The sequence below is a fragment of the Williamsia sp. Y853 genome (genome assembly GCF_056786495.1).
In genome coordinates this window covers 399,031-423,574 of the sequence record NZ_JBXCJC010000001.1, presented here as the reverse complement: position 1 = coordinate 423,574, position 24,544 = coordinate 399,031, and the positions used below count along the sequence as shown (strand labels likewise).

Genomic DNA, 24,544 nt, shown 5'->3' with positions numbered 1-24,544 from the left:
AGCGAACCTTACGTGTTACCCGAGATCTCCACAGTGTGAATTATCAATAGAGCGACGTATTGTCGATCGGAGAACAAAAACGCCGGACCCGATGCTCTCGGGTCCGGCGGCTTTGTTGTTCAACGCGTCAGGGCATCAGTGTGCGATGACGGGTTCGGCGTTCGGGTCGATCTCCGGGATCTTGTTGGGATAGAGGACACCGGCGACCAGTGCGCCGAGCGCGAAGAACCCGGCAGCCCACCAGAATGCGGTGTGATAGCTGGCCATGGACGCGCCGTCCACGATGGCCTGCATACCGTCGGGGCCCGATGGGCTATGGCTGCTGACGTAGTTCTCGGCCGCGGTTGCGGCGAAGCTGCTCAGCAGTGCCACGCCGATGGATCCACCCACCTGTTGCGCGGTGTTGATCGTGGCCGAGGCGACTCCGGAGTCACTGGCCGCGACACCGTAGGTCGCCAGGCTGATGGCGTTGGCGAACACGGAGCCCAGGCCGATGCCGATCATGATCAGACCGGGGACCACGCTGGTGACGTAGGAACTGTCGACCTCGATGTTGGTCAAGTACGCCATGCCGAGCGCACCGACCGTAAGGCCGACCGCGACCATCACTTTGGGGCTCAACCGGGTGATGAGCACCGAACCGGAGATCGCCGCTGTGATGGCGATGGACAGGACCATCGGGAGGAAGGCCAGACCGGTCTCGACCGGACTGAATGCGAGGGTCTTCTGCAGGTAGAAGGTCAAGAACAGGAAGACCGCAAACATGCCGATCGAGGAGATGAGCATGACGAGGTAGGACGCGCCGCGCATGCGGTCGACCAGGATTCGCAGGGGTAGTAGTGGATGCGCAACCTTGGTCTGAACCCAGGCGAAGGCAAGGAGAACCACGAGTCCGATGACAAGGGGGAGCAGCGTCAAACTGTCGGTCCAGCCCTTGGTCTCGGAATTGGCGAATCCGTAGACGATGAGGAAGAGGCCGACGGTGACCAGTATGGTTCCGGCCCAGTCGATCGGCGTCCGGGTGGGTGCCTTGATGTGCTTGGGTAGCAGCACGATTGCGCCGATCAGGGCGATCACCGCGAAGATTACGTTGACGTACAGGCACCAGTTCCACGAGATGTACTCGGTGAGAACACCTCCCAGAAGGAGGCCGATGCCGGCGCCGGCGCCGGCGACGGCCCCGAAGATGCCGAAGGCCTTACCGCGATCCGGCGATCCGGCGAACGTCACGGCGAGCAGTGAGAGCGCTGCGGGCGCCAGCAAGGCGCCGAAGACACCCTGCAATGCACGTGCGCCGACCAGGACCTCGAAGTTCGGTCCCCAGCCGCCGAGAGCCGATGCCGCTGCGAAGCCGATCAGCCCGACGATGAAGGAGTTCTTGCGACCGAACAGGTCGTTGATCCGACCGCCGATCAACAGCAGGCTGCCGAAGGCGAGCGAGTACGCAGTGATCACCCATTGCCGATCGCCATCACTGAAACCCAGGTCTTCTTGGGCTTCGGGAAGCGCGATGTTCACGATGGTGGCGTCCAGGACGACCATCAGCTGGGCGACCGCGAGCACGGCGAGGATCAGCCAGCGATGATTGGAGCCGGTCGATTCTCGCGACGGCGAAGTTTGGGTTGTAGACATGTTCTCTTTCAAACGACAGAAACGGAATAGGCAATTCCGCTAATCGTATCAGAACGGAACCGGTGATTCCACTTAGCGCTATGCTGTAGCCATGGCTGAGACAGGGGACACGTCCGACGTGCTGCGGGCCGATGCGAGGGAGAACCACCAACGCATCCTCGTGGCCGCTCGGGAGGTGTTCGCGGCCCAAGGGCTCGGTGCGAAGTTGGCCGACGTGGCCAGTCACGCCGGTGTCGGCGTTGGCACGATCTATCGACGGTTCGAGAGCAAAGAAGGGCTCATCGAGGAGCTCTACGCAGCGCGACTCGGAGATGTGGCGGCCATGGTCGGTGAAGCCGAGGCGCTCGCCGATCCCTGGGAGGGGCTACTCCACTTTCTGTATTCCAGTGCGACGATGATGGCCGACGATCGCGTCATGAGGGATCTCGTGTTCGCCGGTGCGCCATCGATTCCACAGACGTCGGGTGCCAGCATCGAGCTGGCCGAACACATCACCGAGGCCCAGGCCACCATCAACGCTGCCGCCGACCACCTTGTCCTGCGGGCGAAGCAGGCCGGTGAACTGCGCGCGGATTTCGAGGCCACCGATCTTCCGGTGCTGGCTTTTTCGATTCAGGCCACCGCTCAGTTCGCGAGGTCACACAACCCGGACCTGTGGCGCCGGACGATGGGCATGATCATCGACGGTATCCGAGCATCACGAACCAGCCTGACACCACTGGAGAGTCCGGCGCTGACGCCGGAGCAGTTGTCAGAGATATTTGCTGTCCATCAGATCGGAAGTCCATCTGAGGGTCACAAAGTCAGAAGGGTCGCTTCATCTACCCGCAACCGGTGACATGTTGATGTCCCTGAATCGAACCATCGGATGGAGCCAGGCTCAGGTGGGGCCAGATTGGCCGCCGATGTCATTGGGGCCGTACGGCGTACATGGCGAAGGTTTGTGAAACGATCTTGCCGTTGTCCACGACGAAAGTGTCAGTACCGAGGGGGATCTCACTGCCAACGCTCCACGTGACGTAGGCGATGCTTCCATCGACTCGCAGGCTCCGGAGGGCGAAGCGATCAAGGCCCCCGGCAGGGAACGAATCGACGAAGTTCGCGAAGAAGCCACCGATCTCTTGCTTTCCGTGGTAGACGTCGGCTTCGGTGTAGAACCGGGCATTTTCATCGTATTCATTCACTATGGCGGCAATGCCCTTCTGCTCCAGGAAGGCTTCCAGGTGATTTCGGACAATGGTTTCGGTAACAGACGACTCAGTGTTCATGACATATCTCCTGCGTTGTTTCGATTGTTGGTAGTAAGGCTGCTGTGGGTCCTATTTGGCTGTTCTGTGTCCTCGCCGCTGGGTGTGACGCCCTACGGCTTGGCCTCCAGGATGATGTTGAAGGGGGTCTCGGTTGCCCGGCGTACCTGGCTGAACCCGGCCTCGTGCAGCACGGCAGTCAGTTGCCGTTGCCCGGCTTGCGCACCCAGTCCCAGCGCGACTTCCTGCGCCAGCGAACCCGGGATGCAGATCACAGTGGACAGGCCGTAGAAGGTCCGCCCGACTGGGTTGAGGTTGTCTTCGAGTGCGTCGCCAGCGTTCGGCTCCACGAGCAGCAGGGTGCCGTCCGGGGCCAGTGCCTCCCGGATGCGCCGCGCGGCGCCGACCGGGTCGCCCATGTCGTGCAGGGCGTCGAACAAGCACACCAGGTCGTAGCTCTCGCCGGGCAGGTCTTTCGCTGTCGCGACGTTGAACTTCGTCCGATGGTGCACGCAGGCGTCGGCCGCGGCCTGACGGGCGGCCCGGATCGACGGCTCGTGGATGTCGAAGCCGACAAAGGTCGAACGCTCGAATGCCTGGGCCATGATGATCGACGAAGCGCCCCGCCCGCACCCGACATCGGCCACGCTCGCGCCTGCCCGCAGCTTGTCGACCACCCCGTCCAGCGCTGACAGCCACCCGTCTACCAGATAGGCGGCATATCCTGGGCGAAACAGCCGCACCACCCCCGAGAATAACCGCTCATCATGTGCATGCCAGCCCACGCCGGCACCGGTGCGGAACGCGTCGACGAACACGTCGTGGTCGGCGTAGCAGGCGGCGATCGTCTCGAACGCGCCGGCGAGAAACACCGGGCTGTCCTCATTCGCTAACACCATGGCCTGCTCAGCAGGCAACTGGTAGGTGTGTTCAGCCGGGTCGTAGACGACGTAGCCGCCAGCGGCCTGATTGCCCAGCCATTCGCGCACGTAGCGTTCAGCGGTGCTGGTGCGCTGGGCCAGCTCGGCGGAGGTGATCGGGCCGCTGCCGGCCATCGCCTTGTAGAGCCCCAGCCGATCGCCGATGTGTAGCAACAGCCCTGAGATGGCCGCGCCCATGTCGGTGACTGCCTGTCCGACGAACGCCTCGAGCTTCGCATCGTCGAGGGTGGATTTCTCCGTCGTGGTCTCGGTTGTGGTCATTGGTGTCTCCGCTCGTTGGTGCAGGTCCCGGATGGACCCGAGTGCACGTCTGTAGGAACGAGAATGCAGTGAGCTCTGGCACCGCAACGAGTGGAGAGGTCGTACTGCCGGGCATCGCCTCCTGGCGGTCCACGAACGACGCAAAAGCGAGGGAACACGCGCCAGTACGGGGTGCGCGGGCACGTGGGGCGGTACAAGATTCGTACTACCCAGTGACGATGGGCGGGGGGACAATGGGCAAATGATGAGACGTAAGGAGTACTGCCCGATCGCCTGCGGGGTCGATGTCCTGGGTGATCATTGGACCCCATTGGTCATCCGTGAGCTCATGATCGGCGCTCACGGGTTCAACGACATCCATCGCGGCATACCCAGGGTGAGCCGCAACTTGCTCGCACAGCGGCTGCGCGAGCTCGAACGGCGCGGCCTGGTGACCCACAAGGCCAACCAACCCGGACGCCCGGGGTTATATGAGTTGACCGCCGCAGGCCAGGCACTCACACCGATCATATGGGCAATGGGACATTGGGCCGCAGAATGGATCTTCGGCGACCCCACCGACGACGACTGCGACGGCCTCTCTCTGATCTGGCGCACCCACCAATTCGCCGTCCCCGCCAAGCTTCCCCAGACCCGCACCGTCGTACACCTCGTCCTCACCGGAGCCGGCGGTGCCGAAGGCTGGCTGGACATCGAACGCCCGGCAATCACCGTCTGCAAGGACGATCAAGGGCTGACCGTGGACCTCGCCCTCGAAGCCGACACCGCTCACATGCAACGCTGGCTCGTCGGTCTAGTACCATTTCGCGACCTCATCACCAACGGCCACGCCCGCTTCCTCGGACCCAGCCGGCTCGCCAAGGCCTTCCCCACCTGGTTCGACACCACGCCCTATATCGACGGTCTGCAGCGCGGACAACAACGCAGGCTCCGCGACGCCCTCCCCGCCTGACAGTCCCCACTCCCCGGTTCGGCAGGGTGCGGTCCATCGAGCCGGTAACGGAACCTGTTCCGGTCAACGGCGTGGAATGTTCCATAACTCAACGGCATTCATGGTTTGGGCCCGTGATTTGTGACATGAGTAATGGAACACGGATCGACCCAGCACGGTTGTGACTTTCAGCGGTAAGTGGCGCGGTTCTGATGGTTGAAAGTGGCAGGGTTTACTCGTGACAACGTGACACCTGCGCCGCCCCGATCGTAGGTGGCGCACCAGCTGCCCTGGAATCAACCACGACGGCGACGACGTCACAACAAGTCCGACGCACAGACATCAAATTTCGGCGATGAACAACTCCATCATGGCCGCCGATCTGTCAGACGGACCGCTCTCACCGAATATGCGATCCACCAGTGCTGCAACGGGTATCGGCTTGGAGATCTCGTCAAATCTATTACTGACCCGACCCAGCCGAAGCTGGTCGCCGGCATCGACACAATCCAGAATGCGCCGAACGTCGTCTCGGCCGGCCATGAATGAGGCTGTCCCCATCACCTTGAGTACATCCGCGATGGAAACCCAATCGTTGACGGCACGCATCTCATCGAAGATCAGATCCGTGACGTTCATGGCTGATAGCTCACGGACGTCCTGCGCCTTGGTGAGTGAACGGATCAGCTCTGGGCTAAGCCGATGGCTGTCCGCCTGCTCGTCGACGTTTTTCAACGGAAGCAATTCGCGGAGTGATCCCCACCAGTGGATACCAGTCGCGTCGGGCCTGAGTTTTCGCAGAAGGCTGATTCGTCCTCGACCCAGGCATTGACTACTCCGACGCACCATGCCTCCGACCACGTATTGCTGGCGAGGCATTCCAGGCACGCATGAAGTGCGCGATGCGACCACGCTTCCGTGGGCTGGCCGAAGTGTTCGATCAATCCCCGATGCTGTTGCGTCGTCCGGCGTTGCGTCGGCGAGTAGACACGGTTTTCTACTTCGCGGTCGTCGAAGAAGTCCTCGTCGATCATGATGTTCGGGCGCATGCAGTAACCCTGATCTGTGGACTGGTACAGGTGCAATATTCGAACCCTGCGGTATTCCCCGCGATAGTCGGTGTTCACTCCGGGGGGGGGGCAGTCTGTCGGGTTGCCTTTGACGCACTGAGCCCAAGTGATTGGCTGACACAATGACGACCGGATCGACGATTCTTCTTGACCGCTCGAATCGCCCCATGTGGACTCGTACCTGGCTCATCGCTGTCACACTGTGTGGACTATTCATTGCAATGGCGGTCTCAATTGCTATGGCCGGCACGGCCTGTGCGTGCAGTTGCCGCGGTTTCACAGCAGAAGAGGCCGCTTCGCGCGCGGCCGCTGTCTTCACGGCGCGAGCCACGGACAAGGTGTCGGCCGGGGCCGATGACATTTACGAGTTCGCCGTGTCCGAGGTCTTCAAGGGCAAGGTTGGACACGTCACCACCGTCGGCACGGCGTCGCAGGGCGCTGGTTGCGGAGTCAGCTACGAGGTCGGACGCGAGTACCTGCTCTACGTATCCGGCCCCGAGGGCGCTAGCGCTGTTTGGGAAAGCAACCTGTGCCTTGGTTCGACCGAACAGACGGATACGCGGATGAACCTCGAAAGCGTCTACGGGACACCACAACCCCCGAATGCATCTGCGCCGGACGTCGGAATCAATAGAGGGACGAAGACTTCGGAGGTAGTCCCGGTGCCGCTAGTAGCTCTTGTCAGCGTCATCACCGTCGGAGTGATTTGGTGGGCGGCTGTAGCGATCCTTCGCCGACGCCGAGCAGACGACTAGGCGTTCTTCCCGGGGAAAGTTTTGGACGGGGACTGCCCCCGCTTTGGTTGACGTAAGGGCGGCTTATCGGGCGCGAGGGGAGCAGGCGTTCTGTTCGGGGCCCGCGGGAGCAGACGGGTCAATAAGCAACCGGCGCTTCCTATTTGCGATCGGCAACTAACACCGGCAACGGTCGGATCAACCTTTTACTCGGACGGTCCCACCGGTGAATGCGGGCTCGTTGTGTCCATCGAACCGTGTCTATTCGTTTCGCTTAGTCCGTGAAACTATGGCGGTTTGTCTGGGGTGATGTGAGGGGATGTCGGTGGGGTCATATCTGATGATGATCGGTACTCCTGCCATGCCGTATGCGGTGGTGATCGCGACATTGATTGTGCTGGCGTTGGCCGCGGCATTGATTGATGTGTTGTGCCGCGATGATGTCGGGGTCCGGTTGTTGCCGCGGTCAGGATGGTTCCTGGTGGTGGTGCTCATTCCGCTGGTCGGACCGTTGGCGTGGTTCATCTTTGGTCATCCCCGTAGGCGGGGTGGCCGCAGTGCGCGGCGCTCGACGGCGGATATGGCGCGATTCCCGGAGTATGACCGGCCGGGCAGGTTTGTGCCGCAGGATCCGGTCGCTGATGCGGAGTTCTTGCAGCGGTGTCGTGAGCGTGCGGAGCTGCAGCGTCGTGAGGCTGAAGTCGAGCGTCGGCGTCGGCAGTCCTGACAAGACGGGGTCATCTGATCGCTGAATTGAAAATTGTCCATGAGGGGGAGCGATGCCGTATCTGGGTTTGATTGTGTTGGTGGTGATGATCGCGGCATTGGTCGACATCATCGGCAGTGAAGCCGGGGTGCGCGGTTTGCCGCGGTGGGGGTGGTTGCTGTTGGTGATCGTGCTGCCGCTGGTGGGTTCGATCGTGTGGTTTGTTGCCGGGCGACCGGTTTCGGGCGGGGCTTACGGTCGGCCGCGCGGCTCAGGCCGTGCGACAGCTTTGGGGTTTCCCGAGTATGACGAGCCGGGTCGTTTTGAACCGCAAGACCCTGCGGCCGATGCCGAGTTTTTGCGGCAAGTGCGCGAACGGGCCGAGGCGCAACGTCGACAAGGCGAACTGGAGCGGCGGCGGCGCCAACAGGAGGGCGGGCAGTGACCTGTGTGCTGGGACGGGGAGACCGCGAGGACAGGGGCATCGGTGGCGGTCGTGAGATTTTCTCGCCACGGTTGGCGACCGACTGACTACGGGGCCGCGGTCCGTACGATGTGGCGGGTGTAGACCAAGGTGTCGCGGGTGCGCAGGGTGTGGCTATGGCTCGGCGGCGCAGCAGTTGTCGTTGTTCTTCTGGTCGCCGGGGCGATCACTGTGTTACGCGTGTTGCATCCCGACCCGTGCGATACCGCTGTCCCGTATGCGAGCGAATTGGGACTGGTTCTTTCCGACGACGACCAGGTGATCTCGTGTGAATGGCATTCGAGTTTCCCGGACTCCTCTGGAGAAATTATGGTGCGCACCGCATCACGGGCTACGCGCGATGCCCTGTTGGCAGGGTCCGGCGTCACTAAGGAGCTCGACCGATCCCTGGTGAGGATCAACGACGGCCCGTTCCAGGAAGAGGTGCGTCGGCCGAACCTTGAACGCAGTAGGCAGGTGTACACAGCTACCGCCCACGGCGGTGACCAGCTGAGCATCAGTTACGACGAGAATGTGGACGCCGGGCTCCTGCTCACGGTGTGGGCAGTCCAAACCTGACCCACGGCAAGCAACCCCACGTGTCTCGACGTCCTAGGGTTGCCTTGCACTGTGTCGGATGGTGATGAAGTCAACCGCCTGAAGCTGTCGCAGAATGGGCACGTTGTTCCGCAGGAACTTCACAGCAGCCACGACGCCACTGCTCACCTGACTGGCCGGAAGCCCTGCATTGCAGGAGAATCGCGAAACGCTGCCACCAGTTGTTACGAAAAATGTTGCTGCACAATGCGAGTGACCCGACGAGCCCGACTATGTCGGGCCGCATCTAGTGCAGTCGCCGTTCTGGTGTGAGTGCGGCTTAGGGTCTTGGTTCGGGGGCACTTGATGAGGGTATTGCTGGTTGTTTGGTGAGGGTGCCGTTGGTGACAACGGCGGGGCAGTAGCCACTGCCGTCGATGATCGCCGATTTTCCGTCGGGGTAGATGAAGTTGTATTTGAGGGTGTATTCGGGCTGGTTGACCAGCAGGGGGCAGCTCATGGCGTGGTTAGGTTCTGTTCCGGTGTTGAACGATGTGATGAGGTCGGTGAGTGCGGTGCCGGTGTAAGTGACCGGTGCGCCGAAAAGGGTGGCCGGCTGATTGTGTGGCTGTTGGTAGACGCATTCGATCGCGGTGGTCGGGGTGGGAGCAACTATGACCTCAGCGCTGGTGTGTGTCGAGACCGGCCATCGATCATCGTCTGGAGTAGCCGGGCATTGCCATGGCCTCGCCGCAGTGGCCGATGGAACGTTTGCGGCGGTTGAGCTGACGATGCCGTACTGATCGCTGGCGTCAGGGGAATTGCCTGAACAGCTCGCTACGCCAGCGAGCACGACCACGCTGGTTGCGGTTACGACCAGGAGGGCCGGTGAGCGGCGGGTGTCTCGTTGACGGGTTGTGTTCATTGGTCGTCTCCGGCGCTGGGTCCCGCCCCGGGACGCCTGGTGTCGAGTTCGCCAGGTTGCCACTGCTGAGCACGCGAACCAGATGATCGCGACCACCCACAGGGCCGTCTTGAACCAGTTCCACGCCGACGAATCAGAGGTCACCGATTCAAGAACTGACGGACCGAACCCGACAAGTACGATCAAACCGAGTAGATCGCGCCATCGTCCGAATTGGGCGATCCTGTCACTGTTATGCCGCCGACGTCGCATCTAGCGATAGTCGCACGCGAACCCAACATTCTATCTGCAAATGATCGAGGAGGAACTGAGACTGAGGTCCAGGCAGGACAATGATCCAGGTTCTGTTTCGTCACTGGTGAAGAAACAGATTGTGCCGCAGATGTTTACGCAGCAGGAGTTAACCGCCCGCGGCCGGGGGTGTGCCGGTAGGTGCCTGGCCGCCGGGTGGTCCATCGCTCGGCGCGCCGGAACCGCCTATGCCGGTGGCTGTTTGTTGGGGCGCGGCCGGCGTATGTGTTCGTCGTTATGAAGGACGAGAAAACCCTGTTCTCGGCCATCTAGATCGCCCGGCGCATCATCGAATAGGTATGCAGCAGAACGGCAACGGCCTCCTCCTCGGCCGCCGAGCCGCCGAGCAGTCCGGCCGCGTGCACCCGCTGCAGCCGCCGGTCCAGTTCGGATGCGATCGCGTCGCGGTCGGCGTGCGGCGGCAGCCCGACACGGCCACCGATCCCGGAGCCGACCAGGACTTGCCGAAGCTCGCCCACCCAGGGGGATTCCGGATCGGTCTGCGTCAGAGACCCCAGTGCTTTGAACTCGGTCATCGTGTGGGCCTGGGGACTTCGGCGCACCTGGCGCAGGATCGACCTGATCTGTCCGCCCGCAGGATGGGTCAGGGCCAGGTGCTCGACCTGGGTGCAGGCGGCCACCGCCCGGCTGATCAGCACCGATCGGGTCAGATTGACGTCGATGTTGGCGCGCAGCTCGTCGACCCTCGAATGTTGTTGCAGCCAGGCGTTGACAGCGTGCGCGCCGCGGGTGGCCACGCCGCGTGCGTGCCGGAGGCCGTACTCGCCCAACAGGTCCAGCAATCGGTCGCGTTGCGCGTCGGTGCCGATCGATGGTGTCGGGGATTCGAGCCAGCGCTCCAGTTGCAGGTCGGAGAGACCGGCGAGCGCGGCCAGGGCATCGGCGTCGGATTCGGTGAACTGACCGGTTTGCGCGGTCTGGGCCAGAAGGCCCGCCACCGGTTGCACGGTGAGGAGACCGGCAGTCAACGATGCCGCGATCGCATGGGACTGTTTCTGCGCTTCTTCGATCGGATCGACATCGCCAAAGGCGCCCTCGCCGAGGGTATCTGCCTTGGCCAGCACCCCGATCGTGTTGACTGCGGAGAAGCCGAGGTCGTGCAAGAACTGCACCTCGTCGGCCCGGGGTGTGGCGTCGAACAGGAAGATCGCCGCATCGGCGTTGACCGATGCCTCGCGGGTCTGTCCGAAGCCGTCGATCAACGCCCGGCGGGTGGCCTGCTCGTTGCCGGTGGTGATGGTCGCCAGACCCGGGGTGTCGATCAGGATCATGCTCTGCAGCAACCGGCTCGGGAGGTAGCGGTTGAGGTAGGCCACGTCTTCGGCGGCAACTCCGAGTTCGGTGACCCGGCCGTCAGACAACGGAGCGCTGCGGCGGACTCCTCCGACGGTGACGACCTCGGCCCGCGAAGGCGCGCCATCCTGGTAAACAGCAACAACTTTGGTGCATTCGGTGGCGGCGGTATCGGCAACCCGGTCGCCGATCAGTGCATTGACAAGCGTTGATTTCCCGGCCTTGACCCGCCCGACGACCACCACCCGGGGCGGAGCCCACAGGTCATCACGGATGCGTGCAGTGGCCTGCGCCAGTGGCCGGTCGATCTGTGCGATGTGGGCGAGGGCACCGGTCAGCTGGTCACGCAGGGCATGGGGCCGGGTACGCCGGACCGGTGGCCGCGTCACAGGGGTGCGCTCGCCTTCTTGAGTCCGCCGATCGCGGCGTCGAGTTGTTCGATGAGCGAGACGATCTCGGTCTGGCGGCGCGTGAGTCCGCGCACGCGCTTGTCCCGGGTCGCCTTGTCCTCCTTGGCGGCCTCTGCGCCGGCGCTGATCTGTTCGCTGATCTCCTCGGTCTGGCCGCGGAGGTGCCGTCGGTACGCCACCACGATTTCTGGGCGCGCGGTGGCGACGGTTCGGTCGATCACCCGCAGGGTCGATTTGCTGGTGAGTCCCAACGTTTCCCGAAGCCAGGTGATCAGATGCTGACGGCCGTTGCGCATCGCGCGGTACCCCAGATTGACCGACAACCAGACGCCGCCGGCGACCAGCCCGATCGGCAACACCGCGGCCATCGCAAGACTTCCGAAGATGGCGCCGCCGACCATGCCGCCGGTCAGCAGATTGGCCCCCATGAACCCCATCATCATCGCGCTGGGGTCCACCACATCTTTCCACTTCTTCTGCACCTCAGGCGAATTGATGTCCTCGGCCACCAACGTGGCGGCCACCGAGTTCATGATGTCCTCCCACTGTTCGTCGTTGCCGAACAGTTGTGCCACCACGTCGTGCAACGCCGAGGCGAAGGTGTCGAAGGACCGGGCACCGGCGGCCTGCAGATCGGAGGTGATTGCGGCGGTGAAGACCTGGGGCTGCTTGCGCAGCACCCGCCAGCCCTCACCGTTGATGCGACCGGTCCAGTCCTCTTTGATCCGGTTCAGGTCGCCGTCCAACTGGGCGGTCGCCCGTTGCCGGGCCAGCGTGATGTCGCGGGACAGGTGCTGATCCCATTCGGTGCCGTGGTCGCGAAGCTCCTTGAGCCGCGCCTTCTTCTTGTTCAGATCATCTAGCGCAGACGAATCACCTTGAACCAGTGCGATTTCGGTGTCAAGACGGGCCTTCATCCGGTGCATGCCGCTGCGGCACACCTGCAGTCCGTCGAGCATCGGGGAGATCTCGCCGAACTCGAGCAATTCGTTGATTGCATCGCGCAGGGCTCCGATCCCGGAGGCGGCGAGAATCTCCTCACGGTGTGCGGGGTCCTGTTCGAGAGCCGCCAATGCCCGAGTGCCCGACACCCCGATCACGGTGGCGGTCCGGCCGAGCTCGCTGCGCACGATCGAGCGATTCTCCTCGGCGATGGTGCGCCAATGGCGGCGGTTCTTGTCGATCTTGGTCATCGCGACGACCACCGACCCGGAGGTCTCGGTGGCAGTCCGCAAGAACTCGACCTCGGGCGCGGTCAGTGGCGCGGCGCTGTCGCAGACCATCACGATGGCCCCGGCCCGGCGAGCGGCGGTCAGAGCAAGCCGGGCGTGCCGGGGGTCGAGACCACCGGCCCCCGGGGTGTCGACCAGCGTCATCCCGGGCAGATGCAGGGGATCGGCGGCCACCACGGCTTCGGTGGGCAGGGCCTCGATGGTGGGATCCTGGACATACCGCCCGCCCATCGTCACCCAGTCGGGCAATTCGGCCAGCGGGATCACGCGGTTGGCGTCGGGGAAGTCCAAAAGCGCCGAGCCGGCCGCGAGGGTCTCATCCGGCGGTGTGAACCAGACACTGGCGCTGGTGGTGATGTCGACACCGACCGGAGCCAGAGGTCGTCCGAGCAACGCGTTGACCAGGGTGCTCTTGCCGCGTTTCACCTCGCCGACGAACACCACAGCACCACCGGAATCGGCGGCGTGAAAGCGCGATTGGGCGAGGTCGGCCGCCTTGGGCTGTCCGTACTTCCGCAGCGCCTCGGTGGCGGCGCCCAGCGCCTCGATCGCATCGGCGTTGGCACGAGTGGTCACGATCACTCCCAGATCATCAGTGGGGCAGGGGCAACGGCGGGGCAGGGTCAGTCGAAGGGACGGTTTCTCCACAAATGACTCTGCCGCATCCACCCTGGTCTGCGACATTGTTCAAGTGACTGACATGAGCGAGCGCGACCTGGTTTTGCGCAGCCAAGAGGGCGATCAAGCGGCCTTTGGTGAGCTGGTCACCCGGAACCGGGATCAGATCTGGGCGGTCTGCCTGCGGATCACCGCCAACAAGTACGACGCCGAGGATGCGCTGCAGGATGCGCTGATCGCCGGCTGGCAGAACATCGGCAAATTCCGCGGCGATTCGAAGTTCACCAGCTGGATGTACCGGATCGCTGCCAACGCGGCGCTGGCCGTCGTCCGCAAGCGGCTCGACACGTCGGCGGACGGACCTCCCGAGTTCGAATCCTCGGCACCGCGCGTCGATGCCCAGGTGGCCGATGTCGACCGCGTGCGCGCGGCCTTGGCACTGTTACCGCTGGAGTTCCGCGAGGCCATCGTCCTGCGTGAATTCGGTGATCTGTCCTATCAGGAGATCGCCGACCAGCAGGGCGTTGGTGTGCAAACCGTCAAGAGCCGGATCAACCGGGCCCGTTCCAAACTCCTCGAAACCCTCTCCTGACCCCCTGCCGCACCCCGATGATGTGCCCTTTTGGCGGCCACCACCTGGGCTTTCGCTCGCCAAAAGGGCACATCATCGGGGGGTCGGGTCAGGTGAGTAGGTCGTCTCCGGTCGTGTCCGTGTGGTCTGAGTAGTCCGTGTGGTCCGTGAAGTCGGACGGGTCGGCGTCGTCGGTGTCGTCGGTGTCGTCGGTGTCGTCACTGTCGAAGTCATCGGTGGTATCGCCGACAAACAGGTCGTCGGTGGCGTCCTCGGGATCGTCCGGCAGTGTGCTTTCGGTCTCTGGAATCAGGTCGTCGAAGCCGGATCCGGTGTAGTCGAATGCGGCTTCGAGGGTCTGATCGAAGACCGCCGGATCAACCTGGTCCTGCGCCGCGATCTGGGAAAAGATCCCGTCGAGCTGGTCATCTGGGCTGGTCACGGTACTTCTCCTGGGTCGAGGGTGCGTCCGCCGAAAAGATGGGTCGCCGGTTTGTCAGTGATAGGAGTCCCGCCGACCCCGAAATGTTCCCGCACGGTCACGATGTGTTTGGCGGTGTACGTGCCCGGCGAATCGGAGTAGCTCAACGGTTCGGTTACCCTGAACACCCGTGACCCCCCACAAATCCAGCCCTGATGCCGCGTCCGGCTATGACCTCATTGTGGTCGGATCGGGATTCTACGGACTGACTGTTGCAGAACGGGTGGCCACCGAGCTCGGCAAACGCGTCCTGGTCATCGACCGGCGTCACCACCTCGGCGGCAATGCGTATTCCGAACCCGAACCCACCACCGGGATCGAGATCCACAAGTACGGCGCACACCTTTTCCACACCTCGAACAAGAAGGTGTGGGACTACGTCAACAAGTTCACCGACTTCACCGGGTATCAGCACCGCGTCTTCGCCATGTACCAGGGACAGGCCTACCAGTTCCCGATGGGCCTTGGCCTGGTCTCGCAGTTCTTCGGCCGCTACTTCACGCCGGACGAGGCACGCGCTCTGATCGCCGAGCAGTCCAGTGAGATCGATACCGCCAAGGCGACGAACCTCGAAGAGAAGGCCATCAGCCTGATCGGCCGCCCACTCTACGAGGCGTTCGTGAAGCACTACACGGCCAAGCAGTGGCAGACCGACCCCAAGGAGCTGCCTGCGGCGAACATTGCCCGGCTCCCGGTTCGTTACAACTTCAACAACCGCTACTTCAACGACACCTATGAGGGTCTGCCGACCGACGGTTACACCGCCTGGCTCGAGAACATGGCGGCGAGCGACCTCATCGATGTGCGTCTGGAGACCGACTGGTTCGACGTCCGGGACGAGTTGCGGGCACAGAGCCCCGACGCGCCCGTGATCTACACCGGACCGCTGGACCGCTACTTCGACTACGCCGATGGTGAACTCGGCTGGCGAACACTGGATTTCGAGACCGAGGTACTCGATACCGGAGATTTCCAGGGGACACCGGTGATGAACTACAACGATGCGGACGTGCCGTACACCCGCATCCACGAGTTCCGGCACTTCCATCCCGAGCGGGAGTACCCGACCGACAAGACGGTCATCATGCGCGAGTACAGCCGTTTCGCCGAGAACGACGACGAGCCGTACTACCCGATCAACACACCTGAGGATCGCGAGAAGCTCAATGCTTATCGCGCGCGGGCGAATGCCGAGACGGCTTCGTCGAAGGTGCTGTTCGGTGGCCGTTTGGGCACCTATCAGTACCTCGACATGCACATGGCAATCGCCAGCGCCCTGACGATGTACGAGAACACGCTTGCGCCGCACCTGAAGTCCGGTGCGCCACTGGCGACAGAGGTGGAACAGTGACCGGGACAACAACAACAGGGACAGTGACAACGGAAGCCGAGCAGTCACAGAGCCCGCAGACACACGACGCGGCAAAAACCTTGCTGCAACGCGTGATTCTCCCGCGACAGGGTGAACCGCTGGACGTCCGGTCGCTCTACCTGGTGGAGTCCGAGAACAACGCTCGACGCGCACATGCGCCGACCCGGACCTCGGTGCTGCTCGGTGCCGAGTCCGAGGTGAGCTTCCTGACCTACTTCAATGCTTTCGCTGCGTCGTATTGGCGCCGTTGGAGCATCCTGAAGTCCGTTGTGTTGCGGATCGAGGTGACCGGCGCCTGCCGTGTCGACGTTTATCGGTCGAAGATCGATGGATCCCGTATCGCGGTCGACGGCAACCTGGTTCCGATCGACGAAAACGGTGACGGTGTCATCGAATTCGAGGTCGGCCTCGAGCCGTTCGAAGACGGTGGCTGGATCTGGTTCGACATCACCACCGACACCGATGTGGAGGTGCGCGCCGCTGGTTGGTACGCCCCGATCGATGCGCCGACCGGTCCGGAGACCAAGCGGGTGACCATTGGTATCCCGACGTTCAACCGACCCACCGATGCAGTGAATGCGCTGCGCGCGTTGACCTCCGACCCGCTGGTCGATGAGGTCATCGACGCGGTCATGATGCCTGATCAGGGCACGAAGCTGGTCAAGGAAGAGCCAGGCTACGCCGAGGCCGCCGCCGCGCTCGGCGACCGGCTGCATATGTTCAAGCAGGGCAACCTCGGTGGCTCGGGCGGTTATTCACGCATCATGTACGAGGCCCTCAAGCAGACCGACAGCCCGTACGTCCTCTACATGGACGACGACATCAGCATCGAGCCGGATTCGATCCTGCGCGCGCTGGCGCTGTCGCGATTCGCCAAGTCACCCATGCTCGTCGGCGGGCAGATGCTCAACCTGCAGGACCGCAGTCACCTGCACTGCATGGGTGAGGTCATCGACCACAGCAACTTCATGTGGACCAGTGCGCCGTACGTCGAATACGACCACGATTTTGCCGAGTACCCGTTGCGTGACCGGGAGAACTCCAAGAATCTGCACCGGCGCATCGACGTCGACGGCAACGGCTGGTGGATGTGCATGATCCCGCGTGAGACCGCGGAGAAGATCGGCCTGCCGATGCCGCTGTTCATCAAGTGGGACGACTGGGAATACGCGCTGCGTGCGGGTAAGGCCGGCTATCCGACGGCCACCATCCCGGGTATTGCCATCTGGCACATGGCCTGGAGTGACAAAGACGACGCCATCGACTGGCAGGCGTACTTCCACCTCCGTAACCGGTTGGTGGTCGCCTCGATCCACCACGAGGGTTCGATCAGTGGCATCCTGAAGTCGATGACCAAGGCCACGGCCAAACATCTTTTGTGCCTGGAGTATTCGACGGTCGCCATCCAGAATGAAGCCATCCGTGACTTCCTGGCCGGACCCGACCATGTTCGGGACCTGCTGCCGACGGCGCTGCCGAAGATCGCGGCCATGCGCAAGCAGTACCCCGATGCGGTGGTTCTTCCCTCGGCAACCGAACTGCCCCGGACCACCGGGGAGGCAACACGTTTCGGGATGAACATCCCGACCAACCCGATCTCGAAGATCCGGTCACTCGGCGCTGCGGTTGTGAACAACCTCCGCCCGGCCGATCCGCGCCATCACGAGGTCCCGCAGGCCAATTACCCGCCGCTGCAAGCGCGTTGGTTCAGCCTCGGCCGGGTTGACGGCGTCACCGTGACCACCGCCGATGGTCGCGGAGTCGTGTACCGCCAGCGGGACCGGGACAAGATGATCGAGCTGGCCAAGGAATCAGCCGCCCTGATCAAGGAACTCCGCGCTCGCTTCCCCGAGATGCGAGAAACCTACCGATCCGCGCATGCGGACCTGACCAGTAAAGAAAGCTGGGAGCGTGTCTTCGGAATCGATTGAGGTCGAGCTGAGTCCCATCGGTGTATTGCGTGGCGAGACCAAGATTCTGGTCGGCATCCAACGTGCGCTGATCAACAAACCGGGAGCGGTGACCGCTGCCCGGGGGCTCTCGCATTTCGGTGAGCACTCCCTGGGCTGGCTGGCTCTGGCCGCCGCCGGCGGGACAATCGCGCAGCTGCGCGGTGACAAGTCCGGACGCGACAAGTGGATCGCCGCCGGGGTCGGGGCGTTTGGTGCCCATGCCGCCTCCGTCGTGATCAAGCGGGTGGTTCGCCGCCGCCGTCCGAACGACCCGCGGGTCGAGATCGGTGTCGGTACCCCCAGTAAGTTGAGTTTCCCGTCGAGTCATGCGACATCGACCACCGCGGCCGCGATCCTGCTGGGCCGCGCGGCGGGTCTTCCGGTCGCTGCCCTTCCGGCGGTACTGGTGCCGCCGATGCTGATGTCGCGGCTGGTCTTGGGCGTTCATTATCCGACCGATGTGATCGGTGGGGCACTGATCGGTGCCACCTGTGCGGCCGCGCTGACCACAGGTGAAAGACTGATCCGAACTGAGAACCGAGGAGTGCAGTGAGCGAGGAGCCGATCGAGCACGGCGCGTTGCGTGGGCCGCCGAAGAATTTGGCAACAGGCCTGGTCAAGGCGGTCAGGCCACGGCAGTGGATCAAGAACCTTTTGGTGCTGGCTGCACCGTTGGCCGCAGGCGCGGTCGACGAAGGCGACGTCCTGGGCCGGACAGCGATCGCGTTTGTCGCGTTCTGCCTGGTTGCGTCGTGTGTCTACCTGATCAACGACGCCCTTGACGTCGAAGCCGATCGAAACCACCCGACCAAGCGGTTCCGTCCGATTGCGGCCGGAGTGGTTCCGGTGCGACTGGCATTCATGCTGGCCGCGGTCCTGGGCGCGGCGTCCATCGGTATCTCGTTCCTGGCGAACTGGCAGCTCGCGGTTGTCATCAGCGTCTACCTGGTGATCCAGCTCGGCTATTGCTTCGGGCTCAAGCACGAGCCCGTCATCGACATCTGCATCGTGTCGTCCGGCTTCCTGCTGCGCGCCATCGCCGGTGGCGTGGCTGCCGAACTGCCCGAAGGTCTGTCCAAGTGGTTCCTGTTGGTCATGACGTTCGGATCGCTGTTCATGGCGGCAGGCAAGCGGTACGCCGAGCTCCAGCTGGTCGAGCGCACCGGCGCCAAGATCCGTAAGAGCCTCGAGTACTACACAACGACGTACCTGCGATTTGTGTGGACGTTGTCGGCGACCGCCGTCGTGCTCTGTTACGGCATGTGGGCTTTCGACGCGGACAGCGGACACGACGACAACGTTTGGTATGCCCTGTCGATGGTGCCTTTCACCATCGCAATCCTTCGCTACGCCGTGGATGTTGACGGTGGTCAAGCGGGCGAACCCGAAGAAATCGCGCTCGGTGACCGTGTTCTCCAGCTGCTGGCCATTGCCTGGTTAGTATGCGTGGGTGTCGCGGTCTATGCCATCAGTTGAACCAACGGTTTTGGGCCGCAGGATCAATCCGGCCACGATCTCACTGTCCATCAGTGCGGTCGTGGTCGGCGCCATCTTCGGTTACGGAGCATGGCAGCGTCGCTGGATCGCCGACGACGGACTGATCGTCCTCCGGACGGTCCGCAACCTGTTGGCAGGCAACGGGCCGGTCTTCAACAAGGGGGAGCGGGTCGAGGCGAACACCTCGACTGTGTGGACCTACCTGATCTGGTTCTGGAGTTGGGTGACCGACGCCCGGACCGAGTATGTGGTGCTGTGGATCGCACTCGTCCTGTCGGTCGCCGCCCTCCCGTTGGCCATGTACGGAACCGGGCGCCTGTACCGCATCGACAAGGGCCGTGGCGCGGTCAACCGCGGTTGGATGTTGCTGCTCCCGCTCGGTGCACTCGTCTACATCGCATTGCCGCCGGCTCGCGACTTCGCGACCAGCGGTCTGGAGACCTCGCTCTGTATCTTCTGGGCTGCCCTGCTGTGGTGTCAGTTGATCGCGTGGAGTCAGCGAGCGACACAGGCCGGACGCCTTGACCGGAAACAGACCATCACCACGCTGTTGCTCGGATTCACGGCAGGTCTGGCACCGCTGATCCGGCCGGAACTGACGCTTGTCGGTGGATGCGCACTGCTGCTCGTGGTCTGTGCGCCGATGACATGGCGGATGCGACTGGCATTCGCAGCTGTCGCCGGTGTGGTCCCGGTCGCCTACCAGATCTTCCGGATGGGTTACTACGGCCTGCTGGTCCCCAACACGGCGGTGGCGAAGGATGCCAGCGGCTCGAAGTTCGACCAGGGCTTCCGATACCTGGGCAACATGTTCAGTCCGTATCTATTACTACTGCCGCTCATCGTTGCAGTGATCGCAGCCGCAGCGGCCTGGTACCTGCGGAGTCGGCAGGTTGATTCCGCGGCCGGTTCGGACGTTGACGACCAGCGCAGCGGATGGCGGGCCCGGATCGCCAGGGTCAGCCGCAGCCTGCAGACCCCGACGGCCGTGGTCGCCCTGATCATCGTCACCGGGTTGGTTGAGGCGCTCTACTGGGTTCGCCAGGGCGGCGACTTCATGCATGCGCGCGTGCTGTTGGTGCCGCTGTTCTTGCTGATGCTCCCGGTGATGGTCATCCCGATCGTCATCCCGACCGCGCTGGGCCGCGACCAGATCGCCGGCTGGGTCGGTGCAGGCGTGATGACCGTTCTCTGGGTGACCACCGTTGTGTGGGCCGTCTCGACCGCACACGTAGCCGGCATGACCAACGGCACGGAGATCGGTCGCGGTGGCATCGTCGACGAACGGCGCTATTACATACAGAACATCGGTATCGAACATCCCATCACCGCCGAGGACTATCTGAACTATCCGAGAGTCCGGGCGATGGTCGAATCGATCGCCGAGCATCAGGACACCGGCGGTGTTCTGTTGCCTTCGCCGAACTACAACGAGTGGTACTTCGATCCGCTGCCGGTGCCACCTCCGGACAACGTGGTCAAGCAGTTGACCGTGTACTACCTGAACCTCGGTATGACCAGCATGAATGCGCCGCTCGATGTGCGGGTCATCGACCAGATGGGCCTGGCCTACCCGATCGCCGCCCATTCGGACCGTCTTCCGGACGGCCGGATCGGTCATGACAAGGATCTGGACCCGGAGTGGGTGGTCGCCGAATCGGGCGCTTACCCGCGGTACCCGGTGTTGCCGCCCTTCATCAGTCAGGACGGGGTCCGGCAGGCGCAGGTGGCGCTGACGTGTAAGCCCACGCAGGATCTGATCGCGTCGTACTCGGCGCCGTGGACGTTCGAGCGGTTCCGGAACAACGTTCGGCAGGCGGCCGGGTTCACGTCATATCGGATCGACCGGAACCCGTTGTACGAACTCCAGCGCTGTAATTTGCCGATTCCACCCCCTGTGCCCTGATCGTGACAATCAGAAACTGTGGGCTCGCCGAATCGTTACCTGAATGTGACCTGTGAATATCAGCGTCCAAGCAGGTAGGGCGAGCGGGCCCCGATTGTGACCCAACGCAAGGTCTCGGAACTGTAACGCCGTGTTTTGCTGGCGCGATAATGATGGAGAACCTGAATTTTGGCAGGTCGCGAGGTAGTTCGGGGCGCGATGAATCCAGCAGTAGGGTTTGTCAGGCCGGGGCCTATCCAATAGGCTCCGTTCGTTGCCGGAGTGCGAGACCCATGTGTCGCCAAGCTGTGTAGCAGCTGAGGGGCCTGGTGGTCCACCGGAGTGCTCGTGGCCGATTGATTTCCAAGGCACCCCAGCCGATGGCTGCGGTGCTGGACAGAAAGAGAGTTACATTCGATGCGCGTACGCAGACCTTTCGGGCGAGCGGGATTCGGTAAGCGATTCGTCGCTGCCTTCGCCGCAGTGGCGACCATCTCCGGAGTCGGCGTTGTCGCCGGTACCGGAACCGCCGCCGCCTGGGGCACCGGATCAGGCTTTTCGCAGTGGTATGCGGACGGATGCGGTATGCCCGGTGCAGTGAAGGTCCGGTCGTGGACCAAGCCCGGCAACTACAAGACCGTTGTCATGCTCGATGGCCTCCGCGCAACCAACGACGTCAGTGGCTGGGAGCACGAGACCAATATTCAGAACATGGTCGACCGTGGCGTCAACGTGGTCATGCCCATCGGTGGCGCCGCGAGCTTCTACAGCGACTGGAATGCGCCCAGCAACTTCAATGGCCAGGATTACGCCTACAAGTGGAACTGCGTGATCACGCGTTCGCTGGTGAACGGGATGGATGAGCGCGGACTGCGTGGGCCCTCGGGCAAGTACGCAATCGCCGGAATCTCGATGGGCGGCAACGCGGCCCTGGTCGTCGCCGCGAACAACAAGCAGAACTACTCCCACGCCTTCTCGATGTCGGGCTACCTGAACCTCTCGGCGCCGGGTATGAAGTCGGCCATCCGTGTTGCACTCCTCGACGGCGACGGCGGACCGTGGAACGCCGACAGCATGTGGGGTCCGCCGTGGAGCACCCGCTGGTACGACAACGACCCGTTCGTGCAGATCACCAAGATGCAAGGTCTGAATGTTCGCGTCGGCTCCGGTACCGGTATCCCGGGTGTGCACAACGTCAACGAGAATTTGGTCAGCATCGTGCAGGGCGTGCCGCTCGAAACGCTTGCGCTGGCGCAGACCCGTGCGTTCGAGGTCCAAGCCTTCGTCAACCGCGTCAAGCTCACCACCGATTACCCGCTCCAGGGCACTCACGCGTGGGGCTACTGGCAGGACATGATGTGGCGCGCACTGAACGAGGGATGGTTCCGCGGATAGTTCGCCTGTGACCCTCTGGTCACAAAAATCACACCAGTAACAGGTGTGGCAACCTCAAAACAGAACGTCCTACGTGTAAGAAGCACGTAGGGCGTTCTGTTTTTTCTGCTCACCGGTATTCGGAGACGTAGCGAGACGGAGTTCGACCCGGTGTGCGAAGCAGGTGCGCAGCGGAGTTCCGCCAGAGATCTGGTTTTGATCGTGACTTGAGGAGTAGAGGTACATGCGGCAGAGATTTGTGCGCGGCGCAATGGGACTGATCGCCGGCGCAGTGGCAGTGTCCGCAGTGCTGGGAACATCGACCGCGGCCGCCGCGCCTGTCCATGCGGCTCCTGGGCCGGTGTACAGCGCTCCCGCTGTCGAAGTTCCGGGTGTCAAGATCACCAACACCTTCTGGTACTCCGACCGCCGCGTCGCGATGTGGGTCTACTCGCCCGCGATGGGCACCAACATCCAGGTGCAGTTGCTGCTGGCGCGGGACTGGAACTACCGGCCGTCGAACACGTTCCCGCAGATGTACATGCTGGACGGTCTGCGCGCGCAGGAAGACCAGAACGGCTGGATCATCAACACGAACGTCGAGGATTTCTACAAGGACAAGAACGTCAACGTCGTCCTGCCCGTCGGCGGTGAGTCCAGCTTCTATACCGATTGGCAAGAGCCGAACAACGGCAAGAATTACAAGTGGGAGACCTTCCTCACGAAGGAGCTGCCGCCGATCCTCGAGAAGCAATGGCGTTCGACGGATGTCAGGGGCGTCGAAGGGCTGTCCATGGGCGGTTCGGCGGCGATGATGCTCGCTGCGCGCAACCCCGGCTTCTTCAAGTTCGCCGCGTCGTTCTCCGGCATCCTTCAGCTCAGCTCGTTCGGTATGCCGCAGGCCATCCAGTTCGCGGTGAACGATGCAGGCGGCTACGACGCCTCCAAGATGTTCGGGCCGCCGACCAATCCGGCCTGGAAAGAACATGACCCGTACGTGCTGGCCGAAAAACTGGCCGACACAAGTCTCTACGTGTCGTCGGGCAACGGGCTCGTCGGCCAGTACGACACCTTGTCGACGATCCCCGGCCTGGCCACCAACTACGCGGGTGTGGGACTCGAGGTGCTCTCGCGAGTGACCTCGCAGCAGTTCGCGAGCCGTCTGAACCAGCTCGGTATCCGTGCGCAAGCCGTCTACCGCGACTCGGGAACACATACCTGGCCGTACTGGCAGTTCGAGATGGAACAGGCATGGCCGCAGGCGGCCGGAGCTCTCGGACTTGCCGCCGATCGTCCGGCGTGCAGCACCAGTGGTGCGATCGCGCCGGTGTACAAGGCGAACAAGTCTTCACTCGGAGAATGCCTCACCCCGGAATACGACGTGCCCGGTGGCCGCGCTCAGGACTTCCGTGGCGGCCGGATCATCTGGTCGGCCAAGACCGGCGCCCAGGTTGTGGGCGGCGGCATCGGCGGAGCCTATGTGGCCGCAGGTGGTCCCGGTGGCTGGCTCGGATTCCCGACCAGTGGTGAACTGGCCACGCCGGACAAGGTGGGTCGCTTCAACCGCTTCCAGAACGGCAACATCTACTGGACCCGGACGACCGGTGCCCATGCTGTCGGTGGCGCGATTCTCGCCGACTGGGGCAAGAGTGGCTATGAACGCGGACCGCTGAAGTACCCGACCGGTGACGAGATCGACACCCCGGGTGGCAAGGGTCGCGTGCAGGCCTTCCAGATCGGTGCGTACTACTGGAATCCGGCCAATGGCGCGCATTCGGTGCAGGGCATGATCTTTGACAAGTACCTTGCGCTCGGTCACGAAGGTGGCTGGCTGGGTTTCCCGACCACCAATGAGATCGGTCTCAAGGCGGGCGGCAAGCTCAACGCATTCGACGGTGGCAACATCTACTGGACCCCGGCCAAGGGTGCCTTCGCGATCGCACCCGGACCGATCTTCGATGCGTGGGGCAAGGCCGGCTACGAGAACGGAAAGCTCGGCTACCCGATCAGCGACGAGGAGCCGATCACCGGCGGGACCAGGGTGCGTTTCGAGGGTGGTTCCATCGAGAACGTCAACGGCGTTGTCACGGTCAAATAATT

Annotated in this window: 23 protein-coding genes; 14 read left to right on the top strand and 9 right to left on the bottom strand. The window is 63.0% G+C overall.

What is annotated here, in order from left to right:
• Positions 1-135: 135 nt before the first annotated feature.
• Positions 136-1,632, bottom strand: coding sequence for an MFS transporter (locus AC1TPF_RS02110; RefSeq protein ID WP_482142440.1), 1,497 nt, complete (start codon positions 1,630-1,632; stop codon positions 136-138).
• 91 nt (positions 1,633-1,723) lie between these two features.
• Between AC1TPF_RS02110 and AC1TPF_RS02105 the strand changes: the two genes are divergently transcribed.
• Positions 1,724-2,470: a TetR/AcrR family transcriptional regulator gene (locus tag AC1TPF_RS02105; protein ID WP_482142438.1), complete on the top strand. Its 747-nt coding sequence runs from the start codon at positions 1,724-1,726 to the stop codon at positions 2,468-2,470.
• Positions 2,471-2,540: 70 nt separating this feature from the next.
• Here the strand turns inward: AC1TPF_RS02105 and AC1TPF_RS02100 are convergent, their stop codons facing one another.
• Together AC1TPF_RS02100 and AC1TPF_RS02095 are read right to left on the bottom strand one after the other, a co-directional pair.
• The gene (locus AC1TPF_RS02100; RefSeq protein WP_482136749.1) at positions 2,541-2,900 is read right to left on the bottom strand and encodes a nuclear transport factor 2 family protein; all 360 of its coding nucleotides are present in this window, start codon (positions 2,898-2,900) and stop codon (positions 2,541-2,543) included.
• A 92-nt stretch (positions 2,901-2,992) separates the two neighbouring features.
• Positions 2,993-4,081 carry a class I SAM-dependent methyltransferase gene (locus AC1TPF_RS02095; protein WP_482142436.1) on the bottom strand — a complete coding sequence of 363 codons (1,089 nt, stop codon included), beginning with the start codon at positions 4,079-4,081 and terminating at the stop codon, positions 2,993-2,995.
• Between the two features lie 241 nt (positions 4,082-4,322).
• On the opposite strand from AC1TPF_RS02095, the gene AC1TPF_RS02090 reads away from it, so the two are divergent.
• A complete protein-coding gene (locus AC1TPF_RS02090) occupies positions 4,323-5,033 on the top strand; it encodes a winged helix-turn-helix transcriptional regulator (protein WP_482136751.1) in 711 nt (236 codons plus the stop codon).
• A 321-nt stretch (positions 5,034-5,354) separates the two neighbouring features.
• Here the strand turns inward: AC1TPF_RS02090 and AC1TPF_RS02085 are convergent, their stop codons facing one another.
• Both AC1TPF_RS02085 and AC1TPF_RS02080 read right to left on the bottom strand, forming a co-directional pair.
• Positions 5,355-5,756 carry a hypothetical protein gene (locus AC1TPF_RS02085; RefSeq protein ID WP_482142435.1) on the bottom strand — a complete coding sequence of 134 codons (402 nt, stop codon included), beginning with the start codon at positions 5,754-5,756 and terminating at the stop codon, positions 5,355-5,357.
• Positions 5,744-6,061, bottom strand: a complete 318-nt coding sequence (locus AC1TPF_RS02080; protein ID WP_482142433.1) for a hypothetical protein — start codon at positions 6,059-6,061, stop codon at positions 5,744-5,746. The genes AC1TPF_RS02085 and AC1TPF_RS02080 overlap by 13 nt, the downstream gene beginning before the upstream one ends.
• Positions 6,062-6,303: 242 nt before the next feature.
• On the opposite strand from AC1TPF_RS02080, the gene AC1TPF_RS02075 reads away from it, so the two are divergent.
• From AC1TPF_RS02075 to AC1TPF_RS02060, 4 genes are all read left to right on the top strand, one after another.
• Positions 6,304-6,837: a hypothetical protein gene (locus tag AC1TPF_RS02075; protein WP_482142432.1), complete on the top strand. Its 534-nt coding sequence runs from the start codon at positions 6,304-6,306 to the stop codon at positions 6,835-6,837.
• 298 nt (positions 6,838-7,135) lie between these two features.
• Positions 7,136-7,543: a PLD nuclease N-terminal domain-containing protein gene (locus AC1TPF_RS02070; RefSeq protein WP_482136755.1), complete on the top strand. Its 408-nt coding sequence runs from the start codon at positions 7,136-7,138 to the stop codon at positions 7,541-7,543.
• A gap of 52 nt (positions 7,544-7,595) precedes the next feature.
• On the top strand, positions 7,596-7,967 hold the full coding sequence (locus AC1TPF_RS02065) for a PLDc N-terminal domain-containing protein (RefSeq protein ID WP_482142430.1): 372 nt from the start codon (positions 7,596-7,598) through the stop codon (positions 7,965-7,967).
• A gap of 138 nt (positions 7,968-8,105) precedes the next feature.
• Complete coding sequence (locus AC1TPF_RS02060) at positions 8,106-8,564, top strand: hypothetical protein (protein WP_482142429.1); 459 nt, start codon at positions 8,106-8,108, stop codon at positions 8,562-8,564.
• Positions 8,565-8,862: 298 nt separating this feature from the next.
• Here AC1TPF_RS02060 and AC1TPF_RS02055 read toward each other — a convergent pair whose 3' ends face one another.
• From AC1TPF_RS02055 to AC1TPF_RS02045, 3 genes are all read right to left on the bottom strand, one after another.
• Positions 8,863-9,447, bottom strand: a complete 585-nt coding sequence (locus AC1TPF_RS02055) for a hypothetical protein (RefSeq protein WP_482142427.1) — start codon at positions 9,445-9,447, stop codon at positions 8,863-8,865.
• A gap of 560 nt (positions 9,448-10,007) precedes the next feature.
• Positions 10,008-11,441 (bottom strand): dynamin family protein, encoded by a 1,434-nt coding sequence (locus AC1TPF_RS02050; protein WP_482142425.1) that lies wholly within the window; start codon positions 11,439-11,441, stop codon positions 10,008-10,010.
• A complete protein-coding gene (locus AC1TPF_RS02045) occupies positions 11,438-13,270 on the bottom strand; it encodes a dynamin family protein (protein WP_482136760.1) in 1,833 nt (610 codons plus the stop codon). The genes AC1TPF_RS02050 and AC1TPF_RS02045 overlap by 4 nt, the downstream gene beginning before the upstream one ends.
• A 124-nt stretch (positions 13,271-13,394) precedes the next feature.
• On the opposite strand from AC1TPF_RS02045, the gene AC1TPF_RS02040 reads away from it, so the two are divergent.
• The gene (locus AC1TPF_RS02040; protein WP_482137309.1) at positions 13,395-13,904 is read left to right on the top strand and encodes an RNA polymerase sigma factor; all 510 of its coding nucleotides are present in this window, start codon (positions 13,395-13,397) and stop codon (positions 13,902-13,904) included.
• Positions 13,905-13,992: 88 nt separating this feature from the next.
• Here the strand turns inward: AC1TPF_RS02040 and AC1TPF_RS02035 are convergent, their stop codons facing one another.
• Positions 13,993-14,325, bottom strand: a complete 333-nt coding sequence (locus AC1TPF_RS02035) for a hypothetical protein (RefSeq protein ID WP_482142424.1) — start codon at positions 14,323-14,325, stop codon at positions 13,993-13,995.
• A gap of 169 nt (positions 14,326-14,494) precedes the next feature.
• On the opposite strand from AC1TPF_RS02035, the gene glf reads away from it, so the two are divergent.
• The 7 genes from glf (at position 14,495) to AC1TPF_RS02000 (ending at position 24,542) form a co-directional block, all read left to right on the top strand.
• Entirely contained in the window at positions 14,495-15,715 is a 1,221-nt protein-coding gene (gene glf, locus AC1TPF_RS02030; RefSeq protein ID WP_482136762.1) for a UDP-galactopyranose mutase, read from the top strand.
• 23 nt (positions 15,716-15,738) lie between these two features.
• Positions 15,739-17,667, top strand: a complete 1,929-nt coding sequence (locus AC1TPF_RS02025; protein ID WP_482137310.1) for a glycosyltransferase — start codon at positions 15,739-15,741, stop codon at positions 17,665-17,667.
• Positions 17,648-18,241 carry a phosphatase PAP2 family protein gene (locus AC1TPF_RS02020; protein ID WP_482136763.1) on the top strand — a complete coding sequence of 198 codons (594 nt, stop codon included), beginning with the start codon at positions 17,648-17,650 and terminating at the stop codon, positions 18,239-18,241. Before AC1TPF_RS02025 ends, AC1TPF_RS02020 begins: the two co-directional genes overlap by 20 nt.
• Positions 18,238-19,164 (top strand): decaprenyl-phosphate phosphoribosyltransferase, encoded by a 927-nt coding sequence (locus AC1TPF_RS02015; protein WP_482136764.1) that lies wholly within the window; start codon positions 18,238-18,240, stop codon positions 19,162-19,164. Before AC1TPF_RS02020 ends, AC1TPF_RS02015 begins: the two co-directional genes overlap by 4 nt.
• A complete protein-coding gene (locus AC1TPF_RS02010) occupies positions 19,151-21,091 on the top strand; it encodes an arabinofuranosyltransferase AftB family protein (protein ID WP_482142422.1) in 1,941 nt (646 codons plus the stop codon). The genes AC1TPF_RS02015 and AC1TPF_RS02010 overlap by 14 nt, the downstream gene beginning before the upstream one ends.
• A 396-nt stretch (positions 21,092-21,487) precedes the next feature.
• Positions 21,488-22,465, top strand: coding sequence for an alpha/beta hydrolase (locus AC1TPF_RS02005; RefSeq protein WP_482136766.1), 978 nt, complete (start codon positions 21,488-21,490; stop codon positions 22,463-22,465).
• A 223-nt stretch (positions 22,466-22,688) separates the two neighbouring features.
• Positions 22,689-24,542 carry an alpha/beta hydrolase-fold protein gene (locus AC1TPF_RS02000; protein WP_482136767.1) on the top strand — a complete coding sequence of 618 codons (1,854 nt, stop codon included), beginning with the start codon at positions 22,689-22,691 and terminating at the stop codon, positions 24,540-24,542.
• Positions 24,543-24,544: the final 2 nt, after the last annotated feature.